Genomic DNA, 22824 nt, shown 5'->3' on the forward strand with positions numbered 1-22824 from the left:
CGCCGGCCCGGGGTGCTCAGCCCCGGGTCGGCCGGGTCAGGAAGTCGAGCAGGATCTGCCGGCTGGTCTGGGCCGCGATGCTGCCGTAGGCGTCGTCGAACGCGTGGACACCGAAGGCCAGCGTCTCGACCCGGACCTCGGCGCCGCTGCGGGCCAGCACCGCCCCGAACTCCTCGACCGCCGGGACGGCGACACCACGGTCCCGGTCGCCGACGACCAGCAACGTCGGCATGAGGCCGGGCGTGACGTGCGCGCTCGGTGACACCTCGCGGTAGCGCTCCGGGTGCTCGGCGGGCGTGCCGCCGGTGAACCAGGTCGCCGCCTCGCGGCTGCCGTCCACGTTGATGCTCCACATCTGCTCGACGTCGAACCCGGGATAGAACCCGATGGCCGAGGCGGGCGGGGCCGGAGTGGAACCGCAGGGTGACGTGATGGTGCGGTCGTGCAGGCGGTACGCCGCGTTCAGGGCGAGGACGCCGCCGGCGGACATGCCACCCAGCGAGATCCGGCCCGCGTCCACGCGGTGCCGGGTCGCGTTCGCGTGCACCCAGCCGAGCGCGCACACCACGTCCTGCGGCGCCTTGTCCCAGGTCGGCGTGGTCGCGGTGGCCAGCCGGTAGTCGATGGCGTAGGCCGCCACACCGTGGTCGGCGAGCCAGCGTGCCGTACCCCGGAGGTCGCTTTTGTCGAAGGTCCGGAAGCCACCCGCGTGAGCGAACACGACAGCGGGTGCGGTGGTGCCCGGCGCCACCTCGGGGAGGTAGGCGTCGACGGTGAGCGGCTGCCCGCCGGGGCTGGCGTAGACCGTCGACTCGTCGGGCGTGACGCCGGGATAGGCGAGCTGGGTGAAGATGTCGCCCACGGACAGGTCGGCACCGGCGCGGACGGCGTCCCGGATCTGGAGGCCGGCGATGACGAGCACGCCCGCCGCGGCGGCCGCCGTGATCACGGTGAGCGCCCGGCCCCACCGGACCAGACCTGCCCACCGGGCGATCAGTCCGCAGGCGGTCCCCATCAACGCGAGAATCACGATGTGGAACGGCCACTGACCGGCCAGCACCGGGCCGGCGATCCCGGCCTTGGGTATCGCCGGGAACCAGGCACCGAGCACGATGGCCGCGGCCAGGAAACCGAGCAGGGAACCGGCGACGGCGAACACCACCCCGACCGGCGTGCGAAGGTCGAATCTCATGGACGCGACGCTAGGTGCGGGACCCGCGCGCGGGCGTCACGCCGGGGAGCCAGGTCGAGGCGTACCTCTCAGGTACTACAGGTCGACACGCCCGGGCCTGACGATGCCCGTCTCATAGGCGAAGACCGCGGCCTGCGTACGGTCGCGAAGCTGAAGTTTGGTCAGGATGCGGCCCACGTGCGTCTTCACGGTCTGCTCGGCCACCACGAGCCCGGCGGCGATCTCGGCGTTCGACAGCCCCTGCGCGACCAGGGCCAGCACCTCGTTCTCCCGTTCGGTGAGCCGCTCGGCACGGGCCGTGGCGGGCGCCCGCCGGGGACCGCCGAGGCGCGCGAACTCGGCGATCAGGCGCCTGGTCACGGCCGGTGACAGGATGGCGTCACCGGCGTGCGCGACCCGGATCGCCTCGGCCAGCTGCACCCCGGAGGCGTCCTTGAGCAGGAACCCGCTGGCTCCGGCGCGCAGCGCCTCGTAGACGTACTCGTCCAGGTCGAAGGTCGTCAGCACCAGCACCCGGGCGTCGAGGCCGGGGTCGGCGGCGATCCGGCGGGTGGCCTCGATGCCGCCCAGCCGCGGCATCCGGATGTCCATCACGATCACGTCGGGACGCAGTTCGGCGGCCCGCTCGACCGCCTCGAGCCCGTCGGCCGCGGTGCCCACCACCGTGATGCCGGGCTGGGCGTCGAGCAGGATCGAGAACGCCTCCCGGACCATGGCCTGGTCGTCGGCGATCAGCACACGGATCGTCATCGCGGGTTCTCCTCGACGGGTAGCAGGGCGGACACCTCGTAGCCGCCGTCCGGTGTGGGTCCGGCGGCCAGCTCACCGCCGAGCATCGCGACGCGTTCCCGCATCCCGAGCAGGCCGTGCCCGCCGCCGGCCGTCCTTCCGGCCGAGACCGCCGCGGGCCCGTTGACGACGTGCACGCGGAGCCCCGCATCCGAGTGCGCGATGCCGACGGTCGCACGGGACCCCGGAGCGTGCCGCAGCGCGTTGCTCAGCGCCTCCTGCACGATCCGGAACGCCGACAGCTCCACACTCGGCGGCAGGCTCCGGCCGGCGCCTCCGACGGTCGCGGTCACGTCCAGCCCCGCCGCACGGACCTGCGTGACCACGTCGTCGAGCTGGTCCAGCCCGGGCTGCGGGCCGTCCGGTGCCGGACCGCCGTCGCGCAGCACGCCGAGCACCTGCCGCAACTCCCTGAGCGCCTCCAGCGCACCGGCCCGGATGCTGCCGAACGCGGCGACGAGCTCCTCCGGCGGCGCGGCGACCCGGTGCGGCGCGGCGTCGGCCTGGATGGCCACCAGCGACATGTGGTGGGCGACCACGTCGTGCAGCTCCCGCGCGATCCGGGCCCGCTCCTCCAGCAGCACGCGCTGCGCCCGCTCCTCCGCCAGCCGCTCGCGCGTCCGCCGATGGCTCCACCCGGCGCCACCGGCGACCGCGGCCAGCACGAACAGGACCAGCGCGAACACGGCCTCCGCCGATCCCACGACCGCGACACCGCTGACCACCACGGCCACTGCCGCGACTTCCGGCGGGTTGCGCAGGGCCAGGAGGAACAACACCCCGGCGTGTACGACCGGAGCCCACAGCTGATTGGCCGGTGTGGGAGGGTGCATCACCGGGATGGCGGCGAGCAGGCCCAGCGACAGCCACCACGCCGGAACCGGCCACCGCAGGGCGACCACCAGCGTGACCGCGTGCACGGCGGCCAGCATCATGGCCCGCTGGTCCGCACCGGTCAGTGCGAGCACACCCGCCCCGGCCACGACACCCGCATGCGGCAGCCACCGCAGCGCGCGCACCCCCGCCATCGGCGGCAGCGGCTGAGCCCGTACCGCCACCAGCCCACGGACCTGATCGATCACACGCACGGGCCCCATCCTGACAGGCGGCCGCAGCCCGCCCGTGATGCGAGCATGAGGACATGACGAAGCTGACTGGGCCGGAGATCACCGAACGGGCACCGCGGGGCTGGGTGTACCTGCGAAACGCGCTGCGGACCCGGCTGCGCACCGGGGACTTCGCGACCGGGCTGGCGCTGGTGAACACGATCGGCACGGCGGCCGAGGCAGCGAATCACCATCCCGACCTGGATCTGCGGTACACGTATGTGGACGTGCGGCTGAGAAGCCACGACGTCCACGGGGTGACCGAGCGGGACCTGCGACTGGCCGCGACGATCAGCGAGCTGGCGGACTCGGTCGAGGTCACCGCGGACGGGAACGACCTGACGGTGCTGGAGCTGGGGCTGGACAGCCCGACGTTCCCGGCGCAGGTGGACTTCTGGGAGGCGGTGCTGGGTTATCCGCGCGACGCCGACGGCGACCTGCTCGACCCGTACGCGAAAGTGCCGTTGATCTGGTTTCAGAAGTCGGGGAGCGAGGAGCCGCGCCAGCGCTGGCACCCGGACCTGTGGGTGGACCCGTCCGAGGTGCAGCCGCGCATCGACCGGGCGCTGGCCGCCGGAGGCACGCTGGTCAGTGACGCGGACGCGCCGAGTTACTGGGTGCTGGCCGACCCGGAGGGCAATCGGGTCTGCCTGTGCACCTGGCAAGGGCGGGAGTAGCACTCCGGCTGTCGCGCACCGCCTGTCTCAGGTGCCGTGAGACAGGCGGTGCGCGACAGCCGGAGAAACTCTGCGAACGGGGCGGCGTGGACCGAGACCACGCCGCCCCGCCCTCAACCGATCAGGCCGCGACAGGAGCCTGAGCGGTCGCCGGAGCCGCCACCCCACCCGACAGGTGCCGTAGGTATGCCGGCAGGGTGAGGAACTCCGGGCAGGTCCGCTCGGAGAGCAGGACCGTCAGCAGAGTCCGCGCCTGGCCGAAGCAACGGGCCGCTTCCTCGTCCAGGGCGCCGGTCTCGCTGAGGACATCGAGCTCCTCGCGGAGCATCCGGCCGACCAGGACCGCCGAGACCGGCACACCGTAGTCGGTGGGGGTGCCCGACGAGATCCACTGCCAGAGCTGGGCCCGGCAGATCTCGGCGGTCGCCGCGTCCTCCATCAGGCCGCCGAGCGCCACCGCGCCCCGGCCGCCCAGCCACGCGGCGATGTAGCGCAGTGCCACGCTGACGTTGGTCCGCAGTGCCACCTCGCTGACGGTGACCGAGCTGGACTTGACGTCGAGCAGTTCGGCGGCGGTGACCCGCACGTCGTCGCGCTTGCGCACGATCTGGTGCGGCTCGTCGCCGAGCCACTGGTCGAACACCTCGCGGCAGGTCTCGACGAGGCCCGGATGCGCGACCCAGGAGCCGTCGAAGCCGTCGCCGACCTCGCGCCGCTTGTCCTGGCGGACCTGGTTGAGGGCCCGCTTCGCGGCGACCGGGTCACGGCTCGGCACGACCGCGGCCATGCCGCCGATCGCGTGGGCGCCGCGCTTGTGGCAGGTCTTGACCAGCAGTTCGGTGTACGCCCGCATGAACGGCGCCGTCATGGTGACCTGCGAGCGCTCGGGCAGGACCACGTCCGGACGGTTCTTGATCATGCTGAACAGGTAGTCCCAGCGGCCCGCGTTCAGGCCGGCCGAGTGCTCGCGCAGCTCGTACAGGATCTCCTCCATCTCGAACGCGGCGTTGATCGTCTCGATCAGGACGGTGGCCCGGATCGTGCCGCGCGGGATGCCGAGGTATTCCTGGGCGAAGACGAAGACGTCGTTCCAGAGGCGGGCCTCCAGGTGCGACTCCAGCTTCGGCAGGTAGAAGTAGGGTCCGCTGCCCCGGTCGATCTGCTTCTGCCCGCTGTGGAACAGGTACATACCGAAGTCGAACAGCGACGCCGACACGGCCCGGCCGCCGATGCGCAGGTGACACTCCGGCAGGTGCCAGCCACGCGGCCGCACCATGATCGTCGGCATCTGCGAGCCGATCTCGTAACGCTTGCCGTCCGGGGCGGTGAAGTCGAGGGTGCCGTCCAGCGCGTCGCGCAGGTTGAGCTGGCCCAGGATCACGTTGTCCCAGGTGGGCGACGTGGCGTCTTCGAAGTCGGCCATCCAGACCTTCGCGCCCGAGTTGAGGGCGTTGATGGTCATCTTCCGCTCCGGCGGGCCGGTGATCTCGACCCGCCGGTCGGTGAGGTCAGCAGCGGCCGGGGCGACCTGCCAGGACAGGTCGTCCCGGACGTGCTGGGTGGAGGACAGGAAGTCCAGGTCGGTCGTACGGGTGGCCCGGCGGCGCCGGCGGCGCTCCAGCAGCTGCACCCGGCGGGCGCCGAACTCGCGGTCAAGCGCCACGATGAACTCGACGGCCTCAGCGGTCAGGATCTCGGAGTAACGGCCTGCGGTCGTACCGGTGATGGTGATCTCTTCGGCGCCCATTGTCTCTACCTACCTGTCGCTGTCGCTGATCAGAACTGCTCGGCCTCGGTGGAACCCGACAGCGCCGTGGTGGAGCTGTCCGGGTTGAGAGCGGTGGAGACGGCGTCGAAGTAACCGGTGCCGACCTCGGCCTGGTGCTTGGTGGCGGTGTAGCCGTCGGCCTCGGCCGCGAACTCGGCCTCCTGCAGCTTCACGTAGGCGCTCATGCCGGTCTGGGCATAGCCGCGGGCCAGCTCGAACATCGAGTGGTTGAGCGCGTGGAAGCCGGCCAGGGTGACGAACTGGAACTTGTAGCCCATCGCGCCGAGCTCCTTCTGGAAGCGCGCGATCGTGTCGTCGTCGAGGTTCTTCTTCCAGTTGAACGACGGCGAGCAGTTGTACGACAGCAGCTTGCCGGGGTGCTTGGCGTGCACGGCCTCGGCGAACTTGCGGGCGAAGTCGAGGTCCGGCTTGCCGGTCTCGACCCACAGCATGTCGGCGTAGTCGGCGTAGGCGACACCGCGGGCGATCGCGGCGTCGTCGCCCGGGGTGACCCGGAAGAAGCCCTCGGAGGTGCGCTCGCCGGTCACGAACGGCTGGTCACGGGGGTCGACGTCGGTGGTCAGCAGGTCGGCCGCGAGGGCGTCGGTGCGGGCGATCACCAGGGTCGGCACGCCGGCGACGTCGGCCGCGAGGCGGGCCGCGTTGAGGGTGCGGATGTGCTGCTGGGTCGGGATGAGCACCTTGCCGCCGAGGTGGCCGCACTTCTTCTCGCTGGCGAGCTGGTCCTCCCAGTGCACACCGGCGGCGCCGGCCGCGATCATGCCCTTCATCAGCTCGAACGCGTTGAGCGGGCCACCGAAGCCGGCCTCCGCGTCAGCGACGATCGGGGCGAACCAGTCGCGCTCGTACTTACCGTTCGAGGTGTCGATCTGGTCGGCGCGCAGCAGCGCGTTGTTGATCCGCCGGACGACCGCGGGGACCGAGTTCGCCGGGTAGAGCGACTGGTCGGGGTAGGTGTGACCGGAGAGGTTCGCGTCGGCGGCGACCTGCCAGCCGGACAGGTAGATCGCCTTGAGGCCGGCGCGCACCATCTGGGTCGCCTGGCCACCGGTCAGCGAGCCGAGGGCGTTGATGTAGTCCTCGGTGTGCAGCAGGTCCCACAGCTTCGCCGCGCCGCGCTCGGCCAGGGTGTGCCGCTCCTGCAGGGTGCCCCGCAGCCGCACGACGTCCTGCGCGGTGTAGTCACGCTTGATGCCGGCCCAGCGGGGGTTGGTCGCCCACTCCCGGGTGAGGTCCTCAGCGGTACCGCCCCGGTTCTCGAACTCAGTCATCGGAAAATCCCTTTCCTGCCCTGTCGCGTTCTTCCTCGTGGAAGAACTTCACTCTCACGGATCTCACCAGCCCCCCTGAAGGCCCTTCCCAAGGAAAGAAGTGCAAAAATTCTGTTAGGGTGAAACCCGTGACCGCTTCACCTTCTTTCGGTTCTCCAGCGAGCCCCGAGCCTTCGGTCGATCTCGTCACCCTCGGGCAACGTCTCCGGCACCTGCGCCGCACCCGCGGACTGACGCTCGAACAGCTCAGCGACGCCGTCGGGCGCGCGCCGTCGCAGCTGTCGCTCATCGAGAACGGCAAGCGGGAGCCCAAACTGTCGGTGCTGCAGGCGATCGCCGGCGCGCTCGGCGTACCGATGCAGGATCTTCTCCGTTCCGAGGCCCCGAGCCGTCGCGCCGGCCTGGAGATCGAGCTCGCTCACTTCCAGAAGAACCCCGCCTACCAGGCATTGGGCCTTCCGGTCGTACGGGCGGGGCGGCGCCTGCCGGCCGACGCGCTGGAGTCACTGATCGGCATGCATCGCGAGCTCAACCGGGTGCTCACCGAGCAGACCGCCACACCCGAGGTGGCCCGGCGGGCCAACGCGCAGCTACGCGCGGACATGCGCCGCCGTGACAACTACTTCGCCGAGATCGAGGCGGCGGCGGCGAAAGTCCTTCAGTCGGTACGCCACACGACCGGCCCGCTGTCGCAACGCGGGATCCTCGACATCGCCGCCCAGATCGGGTTCAGCCTGCACTACGTCAACGACCTGCCGAGCTCCACCCGGTCGGTCACCGACCTGAAGAACCGCAGAATTTATCTCCCACAGGTGGCCAGCGGTAAGGGCCACGACCCTCGGGCCGTCGTGCTGCAGACACTCGGGCACTTCGTCCTCGGCCACAACGACCCGTCCGACTACGGTGACTTCCTGCGCCAGCGGGTCGAGGTCAACTACTTCGCGGCGGCACTGCTCATGCCGGAGAAGTTCGCCGTCGACTTCCTCGCCGAGGCCAAGACCGACCGGGCACTCGCGATCGACGACTTCCGCGACGCGTTCGGGGTCTCCTACGAGACGGCGGCGCACCGCTTCACCAACCTGGCCACGCACCACTTCGGCATCCCGGTGCACTTCGCGCGCGTCCACGAGAGCGGGATCGTCTACAAGGCGTACGAGAACGACAACGTCCGCTTCCCGTCGGACGTGACCGGCGCGATCGAGGGCCAGCCGGTGTGCCGCAAGTGGGCGTCGCGGACCGTGTTCGAGGCCGAGGACCCGTACTCGTCGTTCTACCAGTTCACCGACACGACCGCCGGCACGTACTGGTGCACCGTCCACGTGGAGGCGACCGGTTCCGGGCTGTTCTCGGTCACCGTCGGCACGCCGTACGAACACGCCCGCTGGTTCCGTGGTGGTGACGTGTCCGGGCGTACCGTCTCGCACTGCCCCGACCCCGACTGCTGCCGCCGCCCGCCGGCCGAGCTGATCGACCGGTGGGCCGGCAACGCGTGGCCGAGCGCCCGCGTCCACTCGCACCTGCTGGCCGCCCTGCCGCCGGGCACCTTCCCCGGCGTCGACAACCGCGACGTCTACGACTTCCTGCAGCGCCGAGCCTGAGAGTTCTCCCAGGATGACACCGGAAACGTCGTAGGTGGACGGTAGTTTCGGGCCATGCGGCGGCTGCTGGTGGTGGACGACGAGGCGACCGTACGGGAGCTGCTCTCCGAGGCCCCGCGGTTCGCCGGCTCAGCGTTCGGCGGCCCAGTCGTCCAGCCTGCGTCGCGCCTCGGTCTCGAACGGCTGGACCTCCGCGCTGAGCCTGGTGAACAGCTCGTCGCAGGTGGCCCGGGCCGCGGCGACGACCTCCGGCGGGTAGCCGTAGCGGACCTGGTGCTCGGCGAACTCGTCCTCGTCGAGCACCAGGACCGAGCCGTCCCACTTCCGGATCACGTCGAGGTCCAGGTCGCAGGCGTGGACCACCCCGCCGTCGATCCGCGGGCGGTCGGTGATGTCGATGTAGACGGCGATCGACGTGTGTTCGGTGGGCGCGTTGACCGAGGCGATCCAGTCGCCCTCGGCGGGCACCAGCATCACGAAGTCGTGCCCCTGAGGGAAGTGCCGGCCGTCGCCGCGACGCATGCTGATCCCCTTCCGGCCGCCGAGCCACACCCCGAACCCGTCCTCGCCGAGCCGCTCCAGCTCGCACTCCCAGTGCCGCCGCCCACCCCACTTGGTGAACCGCACGTCCACCGTCATGCCGGCACCGCGGCCACGGCCTCGATCTCGATGAGCAGGTCGGGCCGGAACAACCCCGCCACCCGCACGAGCGAACTGGCCGGCGGCCGCGCCACGTCGACGAACTCGTCCCGGATCCGCCGGATCGCCGGCAGCTCGTCGACGCCGGTCACGAAGTAGGTCAGCTTGACCACGTCCCCCCAGCCCGCGCCGGCCGACGCCAGCACCTCACCCAGATTGCGGAAGACCAGCCGCGTCTGCTCCTCCCACCCCTCCGGCACCTTCCCATCAGCGTCGATCGCCACCTGCCCGGACGTATGAACGACCCGGCTGCCCGGCCCGACCACGACGGCATGGCTGTAACCGTTCGCGGACGGCACCGCGGGAAACTCAAGGCTCGGCATCCGTCCACCCTAGATACTCACCCCACCCGCAGCAGCCGATTTCCCGCCGCGGCCACCGCCCACTTCCTGCCCGCCGCCTTGGACGCCTACCGCGGGGCGCGCCCGGACTTCCCGGCACGACTTTGGCTCGCCGACGGGTGTAGGTCACCACACTGCAAACCAGCGCCCCCCACGTGGTGACCCACGGCTCACCGGCGGGCACAGATCACCACACTGGCAGGTGAAGCGCCTCGCGTGGTGACCCACGGCTCACCGGCGGGCACAGATCACCACGCGGTGGAGCGGGGCATGTGGGCCGGAGACATCGTGGAGGCGAACGACAGCAAACGGCAGGTTGAGACGAACGAGCAACACGCGGCCATGACAAGCGCGAACCGGCCGGCCGCGACAAGCGCGAACCGGTCGGCCATGACAAGCGCGAACCGGACGCCACGACGCGGGTGAACCGGCCGCGGTCAGGGCGAGGGAGAGCGGACGGCCGCGGTCAAGGGGTGGTGGCCGGGCCGCCGCGGAGGTTGCGGACGGCGGTGAGCAGGTCGTCCTGCGTGATGGGGCCGGCCGGGCCGCCGCGGGCCTCCTGCATCGCCTTGGCGAGCTGCACCCGGCGCAGCACCTCCTTGATGTCGGCGCCGGTCATGCCGGTGGCGGCCACGCCCAGGACCGGCGGGTCGAGGTCGTCGGCGAACATCCGGAAGCCAGGCCTCTCGTGGGCGCTGATCAGGGCGCGGATCATCTTGCGGAAGATCTCCGCGCGCGCGTGCTCGTCCGGCTTCGGGACGCTGATCTTCACATCGAAGCGTCCGGAACGGATCAGTGACTCGTCGACGCGGTGGGGGAAGTTGGTGGTGGCCACCACGATGACGTTCGGGTTCTCCTCAATGAGGTCGTTCATCTCCTGCTTGAAGATCCCGGCGACGGCGTTGAGGGCCTGGCTGGCCGCGTCACCGCCGGCCCCGGCGTAGCTGACGATCGAGTCGAACTCGTCGAACAGGATCAGCGTCGGCGTCCGGTAGCCGCGGGCCTCCCGGAAGATCTGCTTGATGTTGCGCTCGGAGCCGCCGAGCCACTTGTCGAGGATCTCCGGGGTACGGATCTCGCGGAAGTCAGCGCCGATCTCGTTGGCCAGGGCTCGGGACAGCATCGTCTTGCCGGTGCCGGGTGGCCCGTACATCAGCAGGCCCTGAGGGCGACGGGCGCCCCACCGTGCCATCGCCTCGGGATGCCGGAAGGAGACGGCTATCTGGCGTAGTTCGGCGACCACGTCGGCGAGCCCACCGACCATGTCGAGCGTGACCGACTGCGTGGTCGCCGGGTTGCGCGGCAGGTTCTCCCGGCTGACCACGTAGTGCCGCCCGGCCAGCGATCCGGCGCCGGAGAGCTCGGTGACGGCCTGCAGAGTGAGGGTGACGAACGCGCGCAGGTGGGTGACACCGACCTCGTCACGCGGCACCCGCGACTCGAGCCGGGCGACGGAACCGTCGTCGGTCCAGGTCACGGTCGCCTCGATCCCGGCGGCGGCGTCGGCGAGAAGTCCGGGTTCGCGTTCGACCGGCTTCTCCAACCCCAATCTGCGGTACGCCGCGGCGGCGGCCGTGCCGACGCCGTCCACGATCCGGGTCACCACCTCGTCGCCGGCGGCGATCCGGCGGGACAGGAGCAGGCCCAGCGGATCACGGCCGAGCACCAGCGCGCGCATGCGCTGCTCGGTGTCGGCGAGCGCGACGATCCGGGCGATGAACACGTGCTCGGATCCCCCGGTCCCGTCGACGGTCAGGTCGACCCGCTGCACCGGGTCCGGCCAGTCGGCCCGCCGCAGCAGCTCGACCGGGTTGGCCCGGGCGGCGGCCAGTACGGTGGCGGCGTCGATCAGGTCGACGGTCGCACCCCCGTGCTCGAAGGTCTCGGTGTGCGGCCGGGCGAAACTCGCGTCGGTCATGGGTTGTCCCTCCGCGGTGTGGATACCCCCCAGCGTGACACGCATGCGCACGACCGGCCGGTTTGGCCGGCGCGGAGCCGGGCATCCCGGGTCCATGAGTGACTTCCTGAACAAGGCCAAGGACTTCGCGGGCAAGCACGACGAGCAGGTGGATCAGGGGCTGGAGAAGGCCGGCGACCAGATCGACGAGCGCACCGGCGCCAAGTACTCCCAGCACGTGGACCGGGGTGTGGACGAGGCGCAGAAGCGGACCGGCGAGGGCGACACGGTTCCGCGTTGAGGCCGGGCGCCCCGGGTCGAGAACGGTGGCATGCCACTGCCGATCGAGGTCCGGGGGACCTGCGCCGAGAAATGCGCTGGCCCGGGGCGTGACCGCCTTGCCACGATGGCCGGTGTGGACCAGAAGATCAGGGAGATCGTCAGTTTCTACACCGGTTACGACGAGGCGGGCCGGCTGGACCGGCGCGCCTCGTTCCAGCTGGAGCGGATCCGGACGCTGGAGCTGCTCGAGCAGCACCTGCCTCCGGCGCCCGCCTCGATCCTGGACGTGGGCGGCGGTCCCGGCGCCTACGCCCGGCCGCTGCTCGGCGCCGGTTACCGGGTCCGTCTCATCGACCTGGTCCCCGCGCACGTCGAGCAGGCCCGCGCCGGGCAGCCGCCGATCGACGCGGTCGTCGGCGACGCCCGCGAGCTGCCCGAACCGGACGGCTTCCACGACGCGACGCTGCTGCTCGGCCCGCTCTACCATCTGCAGGACCGTGGCGACCGGGTGCGGGCGCTGAGCGAGGCGGTCAGGGTGACGCGCCCGGGCGGTGTGGTGGTGGCCGCGGCGATCTCCCGGTTCGCCGGCCCGATCGACTTCGCGGTCACCGGCCGGCTCGGCCCGGCCATCGTCGAGGAGACCCGCCAGATCCTCACCGACGGCATCAACCATCCGGGGCTCGGGTTCACACACGCCTACTTCCACCGGGTGGCGGATCTGATCGCCGAATGCCGGGAGGCCGGCCTCACCGGGATCACGGTGCACGGCGTCGAGGGCCCGGCGTGGGGCGCTGCCGAGGCGGCCGCCGGAACACCGGCCGAGGAAGTGGTCTTCGACGGCGCGCTGAAACTGGCCCGGGTCTGCGGCACCGAGCCGGAGATCGTGGCCGCCAGCGCACATCTGCTGGCCGTAGGTGTACGCGAGACGTCCGGACGATGACGTCGCGGTGATCGGGGTGGCAGGATGTCGGCATGCTGGTCGTGTTCGCACACAGCACCACCGGGTCGACCGTGGCGACGCTCCACCGGGCCGACGGCGTGATCCTGCAGCTGCCCGGTTACGACCGGAAGTATCGGGTTCCCCACGACCTCGCGCACTTCGCCACCGAACGCACCTTCGAGATGTCGGGCGGCGTCTTCGGCTCGATCGCCGCGGGCGCCGTCTTCTCCAACATGCGTGTCCTGAGCGGCCGCCCGCGCCACGACGCGGCGCTGCGCAGCAAACGGGTGCTGGACGCCCACAAGGAGAGCCTGAGCCTGGCCGAGGTGATCGCCGGCATGGTCCACCACGCGGTGGAGACGGGCATTCCCGAGCAGGCGCCGGCTCTGGCCCGCAAGGCTTGGGAATCCCGCGGGGCCGGCGATCCACCCTGGACCGACGAGCAGGTCGCCGAGGCGGTCCGCCTGCTGTCCGAGCTGGCCGCCGACTTCGAGGCGCAGGGGCAGGTCCGCGCGACCTGGCCGGATCACCTCATCGCGCCCACTCCCCCGGCTCGCGGCATCCGGCGCGGTCGCCGCGGAAGAACCTGAAAATCCTCCTTCGGTACGGCTACGCGGCACCCTGGGTTGTCATCCTCAGCCTGGTGAGCGGCGCTCCCGGTCCCAAGGCCGCTCACGGGCTGAGGCGGCCCCGGACGTCACCCCGCAAGTCAGCGGGCGGCCCGGCGACGACGCAGGCGGCGCAGCTGCTGAAACACCTCGTCCAGCCCGGCGGCCAGCACCAGACCGCCGATCACCCGCAGCCACATCGGACGGTCCGGGCTGAGCACGCCCATCAGACCGCCGACGATCAGGAGAGCGGGCCACCACCAACCGCCGTCGTCGTCCTTCTCCGGCTCGACCTGGCTGAACGGGTCCCGTCCGATGGCGTCGCGGGCGGCGTCGCGCAAACGGATCCTGCTGAACTCCCCCGCCCGCGCCGCCTCGACGGTGGCGTCGAGGACGGGCCGGAGCCGATCGAGTTCGTCCTCGGTGAGCACGCTCTGCAGCGGCCGCGGCGCGGCCTCGAGAACGACCAGAACCGCCCGTCCCATCGGTGCCGAACGCCAGCCGATCTCCGCGGTCATCACCCTCCACCCGCCCGTCCGGCCCGCCAAGGTAGCGCACCCCGCCAACCCGCGCCGGCGACCGTTCCCAGCAGGCGGTCGGCACCCCCGTTTGACGAGCTCAGCTCGGCTACTCTGCGCCGATGCGCTACCGCATCCTCGGGCCGCTGTCGGTCATGGACGGCGACCTGCCGGTCACGATCTCCGCGGGCCGGGATCGGGTCGTGCTCGCGATGCTCCTGATACGACCGGGCCAGATCGTTCCGCTGAGCCGGATCGTGGAAGCGGTCTGGGACACCACACCGCCGGCGACGGCCCGTGGCCAGGTGCACACGTGCGTGTCCCGGTTGCGACGGGTGGTGGCGGCCGACGCGATTCTCAGCGATCCGGCCGGGTACGGGATCCGCGTCGGCCCCGACGATCTGGACGCGCTGGTGTTCGCGCGGCTCGTGGACGAGGCCCGGGCCGCCGGTGATCCCGGGAAGGCGCGTACCGCGTACCGCAAAGCTCTGGATCTGTGGCGTGGTGAGGCCTTCGCCGAGATCGACGCTCCCGCCGTGCGTCTGGCCGCGGCCGCCCTGGACGAGCAGCACACCCTGGCCGCCGAGGACTGGGCCGCGCTGGAACTGGCCGCGGGCCGGGCCCGTGAGCTGCTCGCCGACCTGGTGCCGCTGGTCGAGCGGTTCCCGCTGCGGGAGCGTCTGCGCGGGCATCTGATGCTGGCCTACCAGCAGACCGGACGGCAGGCCGACGCGCTGACGGAGTATCGCCGTGCCTACGACAGGTTGCGCGACGAGCTGGGCATCGAGCCGGGACCGGAACTGCAGGCGCTGCACCGCGAGATCCTGTCCGGCACTCCGTCAGGCGCCATCAGATGCCTTCCGCGTACGGTCCGCGACTTCACCGGCCGTGCGGCGCTGACCGACCGCCTGCTGGAGAGGGTCGACACGGGCGAGCCGGCGATCGTGGTCGACGGGATGGCCGGGTCGGGCAAGACGACCCTGGCCCTGCACCTGGCGGCCCGGGTCGGCGACCGTTTCCCCGACGCGCACCTCTTCATCGACCTGCACGGACATTCCGAACAGGACCCGGTCGAACCGCAGGCCGCGCTGCTGATGCTGCTGCGGCAGCTGGGCCTGTCCGCCGACGCGATCCCCGGCGATCTGGCCGGGCGGGTCGCGCTGTGGCGCAACGAGGTCTCCCGGCGGCGGGTCCTGGTGGTCCTGGACAACGCCGCCACCAGCGAGCAGGTCGCCGACCTGCTGCCGTCCTCGCCGGACAGCATCGCCCTGGTCACGAGCCGTCGCCGGCTCGCGGGCCTCGACGACGTCCGCCCCGAGTCGCTGCCCCTGCTCGCCCCGGCCGAGGCGACGACGCTGCTGCGGCGCATCGCCGGTGACCGGGTCCGCGCCGAACCGGAGGCCGCCGCCGAGGTGGTCCGCCGCTGCGACGGTCTCCCGCTCGCGGTGCGGCTGGCCGGGGCACGCCTGGCGCAGCGTCCGCGCTGGCGGGTCACCGACCTGGTCCGGCGCCTCACCGACGCCGCCCTGCCCGAACTGGCCGTCGAGAACCGGACCGTGATCAGCGCGTTCGCCCTCTCCTACAGCCACCTCGACGAACCCGCCCGCCGCTTCTTCCGGTTGCTCGGCGTCTACCCGGGTGCTCTCGTCGACGCTCCCGCGGCCGCGGCACTCACCGACCTGCCCCTGACCCGGGCCGGCGACCTGCTGGACGAGCTGGTCGACGTGCACCTGATCGAGGAACCCGCCCCCGGGGTCTACCGCCTGCACGACCTGCTCCGCGAGTACGCCGCCGCGCTCGTGACCGAGGAGGAGCGCGCCCCGGCCCTGCTGGGCGTGCTGAATCTGGAGACCCACGCGCTGCTTGCGACGGTGACCGGTGTGCAGCGCCCGCTCGTCGCCCGCGATCTCGGCACCGTCCCCGCGCCACGGGCGGACCTGCTGACGGCGATCACCGATCCGGAGGCGCGGCTGGAGCGGCAGCGGGCCGCCCTCGGCGCGTTCATGGACGCGGCCGACACGGCCGGTGAACCGCGTTATACCTGGTGGATCCCGCGAGCTGCCTGGTACCTGCTGTTCTACCGCGGGTACAACGAGGACGTCGCACGGCTGAGCGGACACGCGCTCGCCGTCGCGAGGGAGAAGGGTGACGACGACGGGGTCGCCGCCATGGCCAAGAGCGTCGCCTCGTACCACTACCGCACCGGGGCGTACGAGCTCGCGCGTCACCATCTCGGCATAGCCATGGAGATCTGGGAGCGGCGTGGTGAGCCCACCGCGCTCGCCGCCGGGCTCAGCAACCTGGCCGCCATCCAGAACGCGATGAACCGCTACCCGGAGGCCGCCGCGTCGGCGTTACGCTCTCTGCACCTGGCCGCCCGCGCCAGGGGGTCGTACCAGATGCCGGTCGCGCTCTTCCAGCTGAGCACCGCCTACCAGCGGCTCGGCCGGTATGAGGAGGCGCTGCGGATCGACCGGTTGCGGCTGCTCGCGATCGATCGCGGCGAGGGCCATGAGCGGGCCGGATGCCTGCTCCAGATCCAGCGGAGCAAACTCCGGCTGGGCCTCGCCACCCCGGAGGCGGCCCAGCGGTACGTGGAACTCGCTCTCGGGATCGTCGTCCGTCGCGGCCTGCCGACCATGGAGATGGAGGCCTGCGCCGAACTCGGTAACGTCCTCACCGAACAGGGCCGCTACGCCGAGGCCCTGGTCCAGCATCAGCGGGCCGTCGAACTCGCCGAGCGGGTTGGCGAGATCCGGACCCGGGCCGACATCCTGCACGACCGGGCGCGGACCCTGCTGCGCTCCGGTGACATCGCGGCCGCCCGGGACGGCTTCGAACTGTCCCTGGCGACGGCACGGCGCTGGGACCAGCCGTACGCGATCGCCCGCGCCGCCGCCGGACTGGCCGCATGCCTCGAACCGGCGGACCCGGAACGGGCCCGCCGGCTGCGATCGGAGTCGCGCGCCCTGTTCGACCAGGTCGGGGCCGGGGCTACTTGACGTAGGTGACGGTCACGTTCGGGTCGGCGGCGTCACCGGTGGTGTAGACGTACTTCTTGGCGGCGCTGTCGCCGGTCTGGGCGAGCAGCCATTGCGCCGACCAGCGAGCGGTCGTCTCGACGCCGACCGCCTGGTTCAGGGTCTGCGCCGACGGGTCCGGGGCGGCCCCTGCCGGGTTCTGCGCGTCGGTGATGCCGTAATGGTTGGCACCGGCCAGCTCGATGAAGGCCTTCGGCGTGCCGGCGGTCAGGTTGTAGGTGCCCTCGCCCTCGTCCGGGGTCGCGACGCCGTCGGCGAGACCCTGGATGTAGGCGACCGGGACGGTGTTGAGCACGGGCAGGATCAGCGACGTGCCGGTGAGGACGTTGTTGCCGCCGTACGTGACGACCGCCTCGAGCTCGCCGGGTGCGACGTTGGCGATCGCGCAGAACGGGATGACGCAGAGACCGGAACTCAGGCTGAGCGCGGTCGCGGCGCCGAACGAGTGGCCGGACAGCACCAGGGTGTTCTCGTCGATGCGCCGATGAAGCGGTGACGCAGGGTCGTCGTCCTCGGCCTCGGCCCAGTCGACGGCCCAGCCGGCCTGGGCGCCCTCGGGGAAGAGGCCGCTCTGGCCGAACAGGCTGCGGGAGTGGTTGGGAACGGCTACGACGAAGCCGTACGAGGCGAGCGTCTCCGCATACGTGGAGTAGTGCGACTTGTCCACGTTGGCGCCCTGCAGGAGGAGTGCGACGGGCAGCCGGGTGCCGGTCGTGGGGTAGTAGACGTCGGTGCTGTCGCCGTTGATCGTCGTCGCGTAGCTCGCTACCGCCGGGGTGGCGTGCGCGGGCGACGGGGCCACGGTCAGTGCCGTGACCAGGGCGGCGGCCGACACGGCGGCAGCCGCCCGTTTCCAAGAACGGAACGATGTCACATTCATGGATACGGACTATGTCGATCAATCGGTACGCCGTCAAGTGGCGTGATTTTCTGCGAGGATCCCGGAGTGACTTCCGCATCCCGGTACCTCAGCGAGCACATCGACCTGCCGGCCGACCGCGTGTACGAGTTCGCGGCCGACCCGGCGAACCTGCCGCAGTGGGCGTCCGGCCTGGCCACGACGGTCACGAAAGAGGGCGACCGCTGGCTGATCGGCGACGACGGCGCCGAGCTGATCTTCGCCCCACGCAACGACCACGGCGTCCTGGACCACTGGGTCCGGCCACCCGGCGGGGACGAGGTCTACGCACCGATGCGCGTCATCACGGCCGGCAAGGACACCTCCGAGATCATGTTCACGCTGCTACGACTGCCGGGCATGACCGACGAGGAGTTCGACCGCGACGCCGGCCTGGTCCAGGCCGACCTGACCCGCCTCAAGGAGATCGTGGAGAACGCGGCCTAGATGTCGATCTCGAGCTCGACGGCGACCGGGTCGCCCGCGTCCAGCGACTCGGCCTTCCGCACGGCCGCCTTGATCGGGACGAGGTAGCCGCCGTCCTTGGGGAACAGCGACGTGGTCCACTGCGAGCCGCCGAGGCGGACGGTCACCGGGATCATCCCCCAGCCGTACGTGACCAGCGACGACGCGTCGGCGAGGGCCTGGCACTCCGCCTCGGGGACCGGGACGAAGTGATGCGGGGCGGGTCCCCGCCAGTAGATGATCTCGCCGTCGAACGTCAGTCGCATCGTCACTCCGTGTGCTTCACCCGTACCACAAGAGCCGCCGCACCCAGCAGGACCTGAAGGCCCGGCACCGCGAGCACCACCGCCAGCATCGGGCCCTCCGGGTCCATGCCAAGATGCAGCACCATCATGATCGCGCTCAGCGCGAGCAGAGTCACCCACGCCGCGCGGTCGCCCGGCCGTCGCCACAGCGAGACGCCGCAGGGGACGCAGACCAGCGCGAGCGCGCCGAGCCCGGCCAGGAACGCGGGAGCGTGGCCGGCGTGCGCGCCGGCGAGCGCGAGATGCACGGCGATGCCGGCGGCGCCGATCGCCGCGGCGAGCCGGGCGGGAAGGGCGCGCGTCACCAGACCGTCCTCCTAGGAGCGTCGCAGAGGTCGATCGGCGAGTCTGCCGACCGGAACGATCTTCCGCAAGGTTGGTAACAGGTAGCCAACGACTGCTTTCGATCATCATCGTGGCGTGGAAAAGTGCAGGCAAACCCCAGGCGACGGCGGAAGGGCCGAATTCGCCCCCAGGTCTACTGCCGTACGCCTTCCCTCCACCCGGCACTTCCATGATCCACCAGCGCGCATCGGGTCTCCGGTGCCGCAGAAGGAGGAACACAGTGCGTACCCTCGCCCGCTCAGCGGCCGCCACCCTGACGGCCGCCGCGATAGTCGCTTTCGCCGGCGCCTGCTCGCCGCCGGAGAAGGAGTCGGAGGCCGCCACGAGCGGCGCCGCCACCGCCACCAGCGCCGCCGACCTCGGTGGCCTGGACGCCCTGATCGCCGAGGCCAAGAAGGAGGGCGCGCTCAACGTCATCGCGCTGCCGCCCGACTGGGCCAACTACGGCGAGATCATCAAGGCGTTCGGCGACAAGTACGGCATCAAGGTCAACTCGGCCCAGCCGGACGGCTCGAGCCAGGACGAGATCAACGCGGCCACCCAGCTCAAGGGCCAGGACACCGCGCCCGACGTGTTCGACCTCGGCATGTCGGTGGCGACCGCGAACACCGCGATCTTCGCCCCGTACAAGGTGGAGAAGTTCGCCGAGATCCCGGACAGCCTCAAGGAGGCGAACGGCGCCTGGGTCAACGACTACGGCGGCTACATGTCGATCGGGTACGACAGCGCCAAGGTGCCCGCCCCGACGAGTGTCGCCGACCTGCTGAAGCCGGAGTACAAGGGCAAGGTTGCGCTCAACGGCGACCCGACGCAGGCCGGTGCCGCATTCGGTGGTGTGCAGATGGCGTCGCTGGCCAACGGTGGCACCGTCGAGGACATCGCCAAGGGCGTCGAGTTCTTCGCCGGCCTGAAGAAGGCCGGCAACTTCCTGCCCGTCGACCCGACCTCGGCGACCGTCGAGTCCGGACAGACCCCGGTCGTCTTCGACTGGGACTACCTGAACGCCGCGCAGTCCAAGAAGCTGCCGACCTGGAAGGTCTTCGTGCCGTCCAACGCCGTGCTCGGCTCGTACTACGTGCAGGCGATCAACAAGGATGCTCCGCACCCGGCGGCGGCCCGGCTGTGGCAGGAGTTCCTGTACTCCGACGAGGGCCAGAACCTGTGGCTCAAGGGCGGCGCCCGCCCGGTCCGCGCCGACGCCATGCAGAAGGCCGGCACCATCGACGCGACCGCGTTCGCCGCACTGCCCAAGGTGGAGGGCACCCCGGTCATCCCGACCGAGGCGCAGAGCACCAAGGCCAAGGAGTACCTGACCGCGAACTGGGCCAAGGCCATTGGCTGAGATCGCCGCGGACGCTCCGCAGCGCGTGGCCCGGCGGCCACGCCTGCGGGGCGCCGCCCTGCTCGGTACCGTGCCGTTCTTCGCGTTCGTGACGATCTTCCTGATCATTCCCACGCTGGCCGTGGTGATCGGCGCGTTCACCGGAGACGGCGGCCGCGGGTTCACCCTCGACAACGTGCGCGCCCTCGGCGACGAGTACATCGTTGCGGCGTTCGGCCGCAGCATCACCCTGTCCGCGTCGAGCGCGATCATCGGCGCGGTGCTCGGTGCCCTGCTGGCGTACGCGCTGGTCACCGGCAAACCCGACGGGCTGCTGCGCCGGATGGTCACGGCGGCGGCCGGGGTGCTCGCGCAGTTCGGCGGCGTCACGCTGGCGTTCGCCTTCCTGGCGACCATCGGCCTGTCCGGCTTCGTCACCGTCTGGCTTCAGGAGCACGGGCTCGACCCGTACGCCAACGGGGTCTGGCTCTTCGAACTTCCGGGGTTGACCCTCGTCTACACCTACTTCCAGATCCCGCTCATGGTGATCGTCTTCCTGCCCGCGCTCGACGGCATCCGGCCGCAGTGGCGTGAGGCGCACGTCAGCCTGGGCGGCAACACCTGGCAGTACTGGACGCGGGTGGCCGGGCCGTTGCTGGCACCGGCGTTCCTCGGTTCCACGCTGCTTCTCTTCGCCAATGCCTTCTCCGCGTACGCCACCGCGGCGGCCCTGGTCAGCCAGGGCAGCCCGATCGTGCCGCTGCAGATCCGCGGTGCCCTGACCAGCGAGGTCGTCCTCGGGCAGGCCAACCTGGGCAAGGCCATGGCGCTCGGCATGGTCGTGGTGGTCGCCGTGGTGATGACCGCCTACTCGCTGCTGCAGAGGAGGACCGCCAGATGGCTAGGGTGATCTTCCGCTGGACCGTGCTGTCCGTGATGGGCGTGTTCTTCCTGCTCCCGCTCGTCGCCATGGTCGAGTTCAGCACCCGCGACCCGGAGACCTGGCCGCTGCTGGTCGACTGGCCCCGGCTCAGCTCCGAGTACCCGGCCCTGGCCGAGGGCATCCTCGCGTCGCTGGCGCAGGCCGCGCTCACGTCGGTGCTGATGCTGGCGCTGCTGGTGCCGACGGCGGTCTGGGTACGCCTGCGACTGCCGGGTCTGCGCCGGCTGGTGGAGTTCCTCTGCCTGCTGCCGCTGACCATCCCGGCGATCGTGCTGGTCGTCGGCCTGGCTCCGGTCTACGCCTGGGTCAACTACCTGATCGGCGGCTCGTCGCTGACGCTGGTGTTCGCCTACACGATCCTGGTGCTCCCGTACGCGTACCGCGCGATCGACACCGGCCTGTCCGCGATCGACGTGAAGACCCTGGCCGAGGCCGCCCGCAGTCTCGGCGCCGGCTGGACGACCGTGATCTGGCGTGTCGTGCTGCCGAACATCCGGTCGGCCGTGCTGTCGGCGGCGTTCCTGACCGTGGCCCTGGTACTCGGCGAGTTCACCATCGCGTCGCTGCTGCACCGCACCAACCTGCAGGTCGCCATCGAGTACCTCGGTAAGAGCAGCGCGACCGTCTCGGTGGCGGTGTCACTCGCGGCGCTGCTGCTCGCGTTCGCGCTGTTGCTCGTGCTGTCCCTGGCGGGCTCTTCGAAGAAGGGGAAGACCTCATGACCGGCGTCGCCGTTCACCTCGACGGGCTGCGCCGCACGTTCGGCGCCGTGCACGCCCTCGACGACCTGGACCTGTCGATCGAGCCGGGCGAGCTGGTCGCGCTGCTCGGGCCGTCCGGCTGCGGCAAGACCACCGCCCTGCGGATCCTGGCCGGGCTGGAGGAGGCGACCGCCGGGCGGGTGCTGGTCGACGGCCGCGACGTCACGCGACTGCCGGCCAACAAGCGTGACATGGGCATGGTGTTCCAGGCGTACAGCCTCTTCCCGCACCTGAACACGTTGCAGAACGTCGAGTTCGGGTTGCGCCTGCGACGGTCGTCGGCGAAGAACCGGGCCGCGGAGATGCTGGAGCTCGTGGGCCTGTCCGACCTCAGGGACAGGTATCCGCACCAGCTCTCCGGCGGTCAGCAGCAGCGGGTCGCGCTGGCCCGGGCGCTGGCGATCGAGCCGCAGGTGCTGTTGCTCGACGAGCCGCTGTCGGCGCTGGACGCCAAGGTGCGGGTGCAGCTGCGTGACGAGATCCGCCGCATCCAGACCGAGGTCGGCACCACCACGCTGTTCGTCACGCACGATCAGGAGGAGGCCCTCGCGATCGCCGACCGGGTCGGTGTGATGCGCGCCGGACGGCTGGAGCAGCTGGCCACACCGTCGGAGGTGTACCTGCGGCCGGCGACCGCGTTCGTGGCCGACTTCGTCGGGCTCAGCAACCGCCTGCCGGGAACTGTCACCGGCGACACCGTCGAGGTTCTGGGTCACCGGCTGCCGCTGGTCACCCCGCACGCGGACGGGGCGGTGACCGCGCTCATCCGGCCCGAGGCGATCGAGGCGGTCCCCGATCCGGACTCCACGGTCAAGGTGCTGACCAGCAGTTTCCTTGGTTCGCTGAGCCGGGTCACGGTGTCGGTGGACGATCACCTCGTGGTGGCGCAGGTACCCAGCGGACGGCTGCCGGACCTGCCCCCCGGCACACCGGTGCGGATCACGATTCAGCCGGTGGCGGTCGCCCTGGAATAGACGGCGCTTATCACAGGGGTTACAGTCGGAGGCCCTGGGAGCGCTCCCAGCGCGGGTTCCCCCA

General features: G+C 71.0%; 23 protein-coding genes. 11 read left to right on the forward strand and 12 right to left on the reverse strand.

The annotated features are described in order from the left end of the window. Positions 1 to 16: 16 nt before the first annotated feature. The 3 genes from CLV67_RS19200 to CLV67_RS19210 all read right to left on the reverse strand — a co-directional run bounded on the left by CLV67_RS19200 (position 17) and on the right by CLV67_RS19210 (position 3069). On the reverse strand, positions 17 to 1192 hold the full coding sequence (locus CLV67_RS19200; RefSeq protein ID WP_106320216.1) for an alpha/beta hydrolase: 1176 nt from the start codon (positions 1190 to 1192) through the stop codon (positions 17 to 19). Positions 1193 to 1267: 75 nt separating this feature from the next. Next, positions 1268 to 1942: a response regulator gene (locus CLV67_RS19205; protein ID WP_106320218.1), complete on the reverse strand. Its 675-nt coding sequence runs from the start codon at positions 1940 to 1942 to the stop codon at positions 1268 to 1270. Beyond that, positions 1939 to 3069 carry a sensor histidine kinase gene (locus CLV67_RS19210; RefSeq protein WP_106320221.1) on the reverse strand — a complete coding sequence of 377 codons (1131 nt, stop codon included), beginning with the start codon at positions 3067 to 3069 and terminating at the stop codon, positions 1939 to 1941. Before CLV67_RS19210 ends, CLV67_RS19205 begins: the two co-directional genes overlap by 4 nt. Before the next feature lie 53 nt (positions 3070 to 3122). On the opposite strand from CLV67_RS19210, the gene CLV67_RS19215 reads away from it, so the two are divergent. After that, the gene (locus CLV67_RS19215) at positions 3123 to 3764 is read left to right on the forward strand and encodes a 4a-hydroxytetrahydrobiopterin dehydratase (protein WP_106320223.1); all 642 of its coding nucleotides are present in this window, start codon (positions 3123 to 3125) and stop codon (positions 3762 to 3764) included. Between the two features lie 121 nt (positions 3765 to 3885). Here the strand turns inward: CLV67_RS19215 and aceB are convergent, their stop codons facing one another. Then, entirely contained in the window at positions 3886 to 5511 is a 1626-nt protein-coding gene (gene aceB / locus CLV67_RS19220) for a malate synthase A (protein WP_106320225.1), read from the reverse strand. Positions 5512 to 5540: 29 nt separating this feature from the next. Next, positions 5541 to 6824 (reverse strand): isocitrate lyase, encoded by a 1284-nt coding sequence (gene aceA / locus CLV67_RS19225; RefSeq protein ID WP_106320227.1) that lies wholly within the window; start codon positions 6822 to 6824, stop codon positions 5541 to 5543. A 128-nt stretch (positions 6825 to 6952) separates the two neighbouring features. Between aceA and CLV67_RS19230 the strand changes: the two genes are divergently transcribed. Further along, positions 6953 to 8422, forward strand: a complete 1470-nt coding sequence (locus CLV67_RS19230) for an XRE family transcriptional regulator (RefSeq protein WP_203737177.1) — start codon at positions 6953 to 6955, stop codon at positions 8420 to 8422. A gap of 129 nt (positions 8423 to 8551) precedes the next feature. Here CLV67_RS19230 and CLV67_RS19235 read toward each other — a convergent pair whose 3' ends face one another. The 3 genes from CLV67_RS19235 to CLV67_RS19245 all read right to left on the reverse strand — a co-directional run bounded on the left by CLV67_RS19235 (position 8552) and on the right by CLV67_RS19245 (position 11380). Then, positions 8552 to 9061 carry a DUF402 domain-containing protein gene (locus tag CLV67_RS19235; RefSeq protein WP_106320231.1) on the reverse strand — a complete coding sequence of 170 codons (510 nt, stop codon included), beginning with the start codon at positions 9059 to 9061 and terminating at the stop codon, positions 8552 to 8554. Then, positions 9058 to 9444: a RidA family protein gene (locus tag CLV67_RS19240; RefSeq protein ID WP_106320233.1), complete on the reverse strand. Its 387-nt coding sequence runs from the start codon at positions 9442 to 9444 to the stop codon at positions 9058 to 9060. Before CLV67_RS19240 ends, CLV67_RS19235 begins: the two co-directional genes overlap by 4 nt. A 484-nt stretch (positions 9445 to 9928) precedes the next feature. Continuing rightward, positions 9929 to 11380, reverse strand: a complete 1452-nt coding sequence (locus CLV67_RS19245; RefSeq protein WP_106320235.1) for an ATP-binding protein — start codon at positions 11378 to 11380, stop codon at positions 9929 to 9931. A 94-nt stretch (positions 11381 to 11474) separates the two neighbouring features. Between CLV67_RS19245 and CLV67_RS19250 the strand changes: the two genes are divergently transcribed. From CLV67_RS19250 to CLV67_RS19260, 3 genes are all read left to right on the forward strand, one after another. Next, complete coding sequence (locus tag CLV67_RS19250; RefSeq protein ID WP_106320598.1) at positions 11475 to 11660, forward strand: antitoxin; 186 nt, start codon at positions 11475 to 11477, stop codon at positions 11658 to 11660. A 105-nt stretch (positions 11661 to 11765) separates the two neighbouring features. After that, a complete protein-coding gene (locus tag CLV67_RS19255) occupies positions 11766 to 12581 on the forward strand; it encodes a class I SAM-dependent methyltransferase (RefSeq protein ID WP_106320237.1) in 816 nt (271 codons plus the stop codon). 32 nt (positions 12582 to 12613) lie between these two features. Next, complete coding sequence (locus CLV67_RS19260; protein ID WP_106320239.1) at positions 12614 to 13171, forward strand: hypothetical protein; 558 nt, start codon at positions 12614 to 12616, stop codon at positions 13169 to 13171. A gap of 119 nt (positions 13172 to 13290) precedes the next feature. Here CLV67_RS19260 and CLV67_RS19265 read toward each other — a convergent pair whose 3' ends face one another. Then, positions 13291 to 13707, reverse strand: coding sequence for a hypothetical protein (locus CLV67_RS19265; RefSeq protein ID WP_106320241.1), 417 nt, complete (start codon positions 13705 to 13707; stop codon positions 13291 to 13293). Between the two features lie 122 nt (positions 13708 to 13829). On the opposite strand from CLV67_RS19265, the gene CLV67_RS19270 reads away from it, so the two are divergent. Beyond that, positions 13830 to 16709, forward strand: a complete 2880-nt coding sequence (locus CLV67_RS19270; RefSeq protein WP_106320243.1) for an AfsR/SARP family transcriptional regulator — start codon at positions 13830 to 13832, stop codon at positions 16707 to 16709. Here CLV67_RS19270 and CLV67_RS19275 read toward each other — a convergent pair. Continuing rightward, a complete protein-coding gene (locus CLV67_RS19275) occupies positions 16702 to 17628 on the reverse strand; it encodes an alpha/beta hydrolase family protein (protein ID WP_106320245.1) in 927 nt (308 codons plus the stop codon). The genes CLV67_RS19270 and CLV67_RS19275 overlap by 8 nt on opposite strands. Positions 17629 to 17694: 66 nt before the next feature. Here CLV67_RS19275 and CLV67_RS19280 point away from each other — a divergent pair, with 66 nt between their 5' ends. Then, entirely contained in the window at positions 17695 to 18093 is a 399-nt protein-coding gene (locus tag CLV67_RS19280; RefSeq protein WP_106320600.1) for an SRPBCC family protein, read from the forward strand. On the opposite strand, the gene CLV67_RS19285 is transcribed toward CLV67_RS19280, so the two are convergent. Together CLV67_RS19285 and CLV67_RS19290 are read right to left on the reverse strand one after the other, a co-directional pair. After that, complete coding sequence (locus CLV67_RS19285) at positions 18090 to 18377, reverse strand: DUF1905 domain-containing protein (protein WP_106320247.1); 288 nt, start codon at positions 18375 to 18377, stop codon at positions 18090 to 18092. The two genes, CLV67_RS19280 and CLV67_RS19285, sit on opposite strands and share 4 nt — an antisense overlap. 2 nt (positions 18378 to 18379) lie before the next feature. After that, positions 18380 to 18721, reverse strand: a complete 342-nt coding sequence (locus CLV67_RS19290) for a hypothetical protein (protein WP_106320249.1) — start codon at positions 18719 to 18721, stop codon at positions 18380 to 18382. 260 nt (positions 18722 to 18981) lie between these two features. Here CLV67_RS19290 and CLV67_RS19295 point away from each other — a divergent pair, with 260 nt between their 5' ends. Genes CLV67_RS19295 through CLV67_RS19310 form a run of 4 tightly spaced genes read left to right on the forward strand, consistent with a single transcriptional unit; the run spans position 18982 to position 22760 of the window. Continuing rightward, a complete protein-coding gene (locus CLV67_RS19295; RefSeq protein ID WP_239166408.1) occupies positions 18982 to 20103 on the forward strand; it encodes an ABC transporter substrate-binding protein in 1122 nt (373 codons plus the stop codon). Beyond that, entirely contained in the window at positions 20096 to 20992 is an 897-nt protein-coding gene (locus CLV67_RS19300; protein ID WP_203737178.1) for an ABC transporter permease, read from the forward strand. Before CLV67_RS19295 ends, CLV67_RS19300 begins: the two co-directional genes overlap by 8 nt. Further along, positions 20980 to 21747 (forward strand): ABC transporter permease, encoded by a 768-nt coding sequence (locus tag CLV67_RS19305; RefSeq protein ID WP_106320253.1) that lies wholly within the window; start codon positions 20980 to 20982, stop codon positions 21745 to 21747. Before CLV67_RS19300 ends, CLV67_RS19305 begins: the two co-directional genes overlap by 13 nt. Next, complete coding sequence (locus CLV67_RS19310) at positions 21744 to 22760, forward strand: ABC transporter ATP-binding protein (protein ID WP_106320255.1); 1017 nt, start codon at positions 21744 to 21746, stop codon at positions 22758 to 22760. Before CLV67_RS19305 ends, CLV67_RS19310 begins: the two co-directional genes overlap by 4 nt. Positions 22761 to 22824: the final 64 nt, after the last annotated feature.

The sequence above is a fragment of the Actinoplanes italicus genome (assembly GCF_003001815.1).
Lineage (GTDB): Bacteria > Actinomycetota > Actinomycetes > Mycobacteriales > Micromonosporaceae > Actinoplanes > Actinoplanes italicus.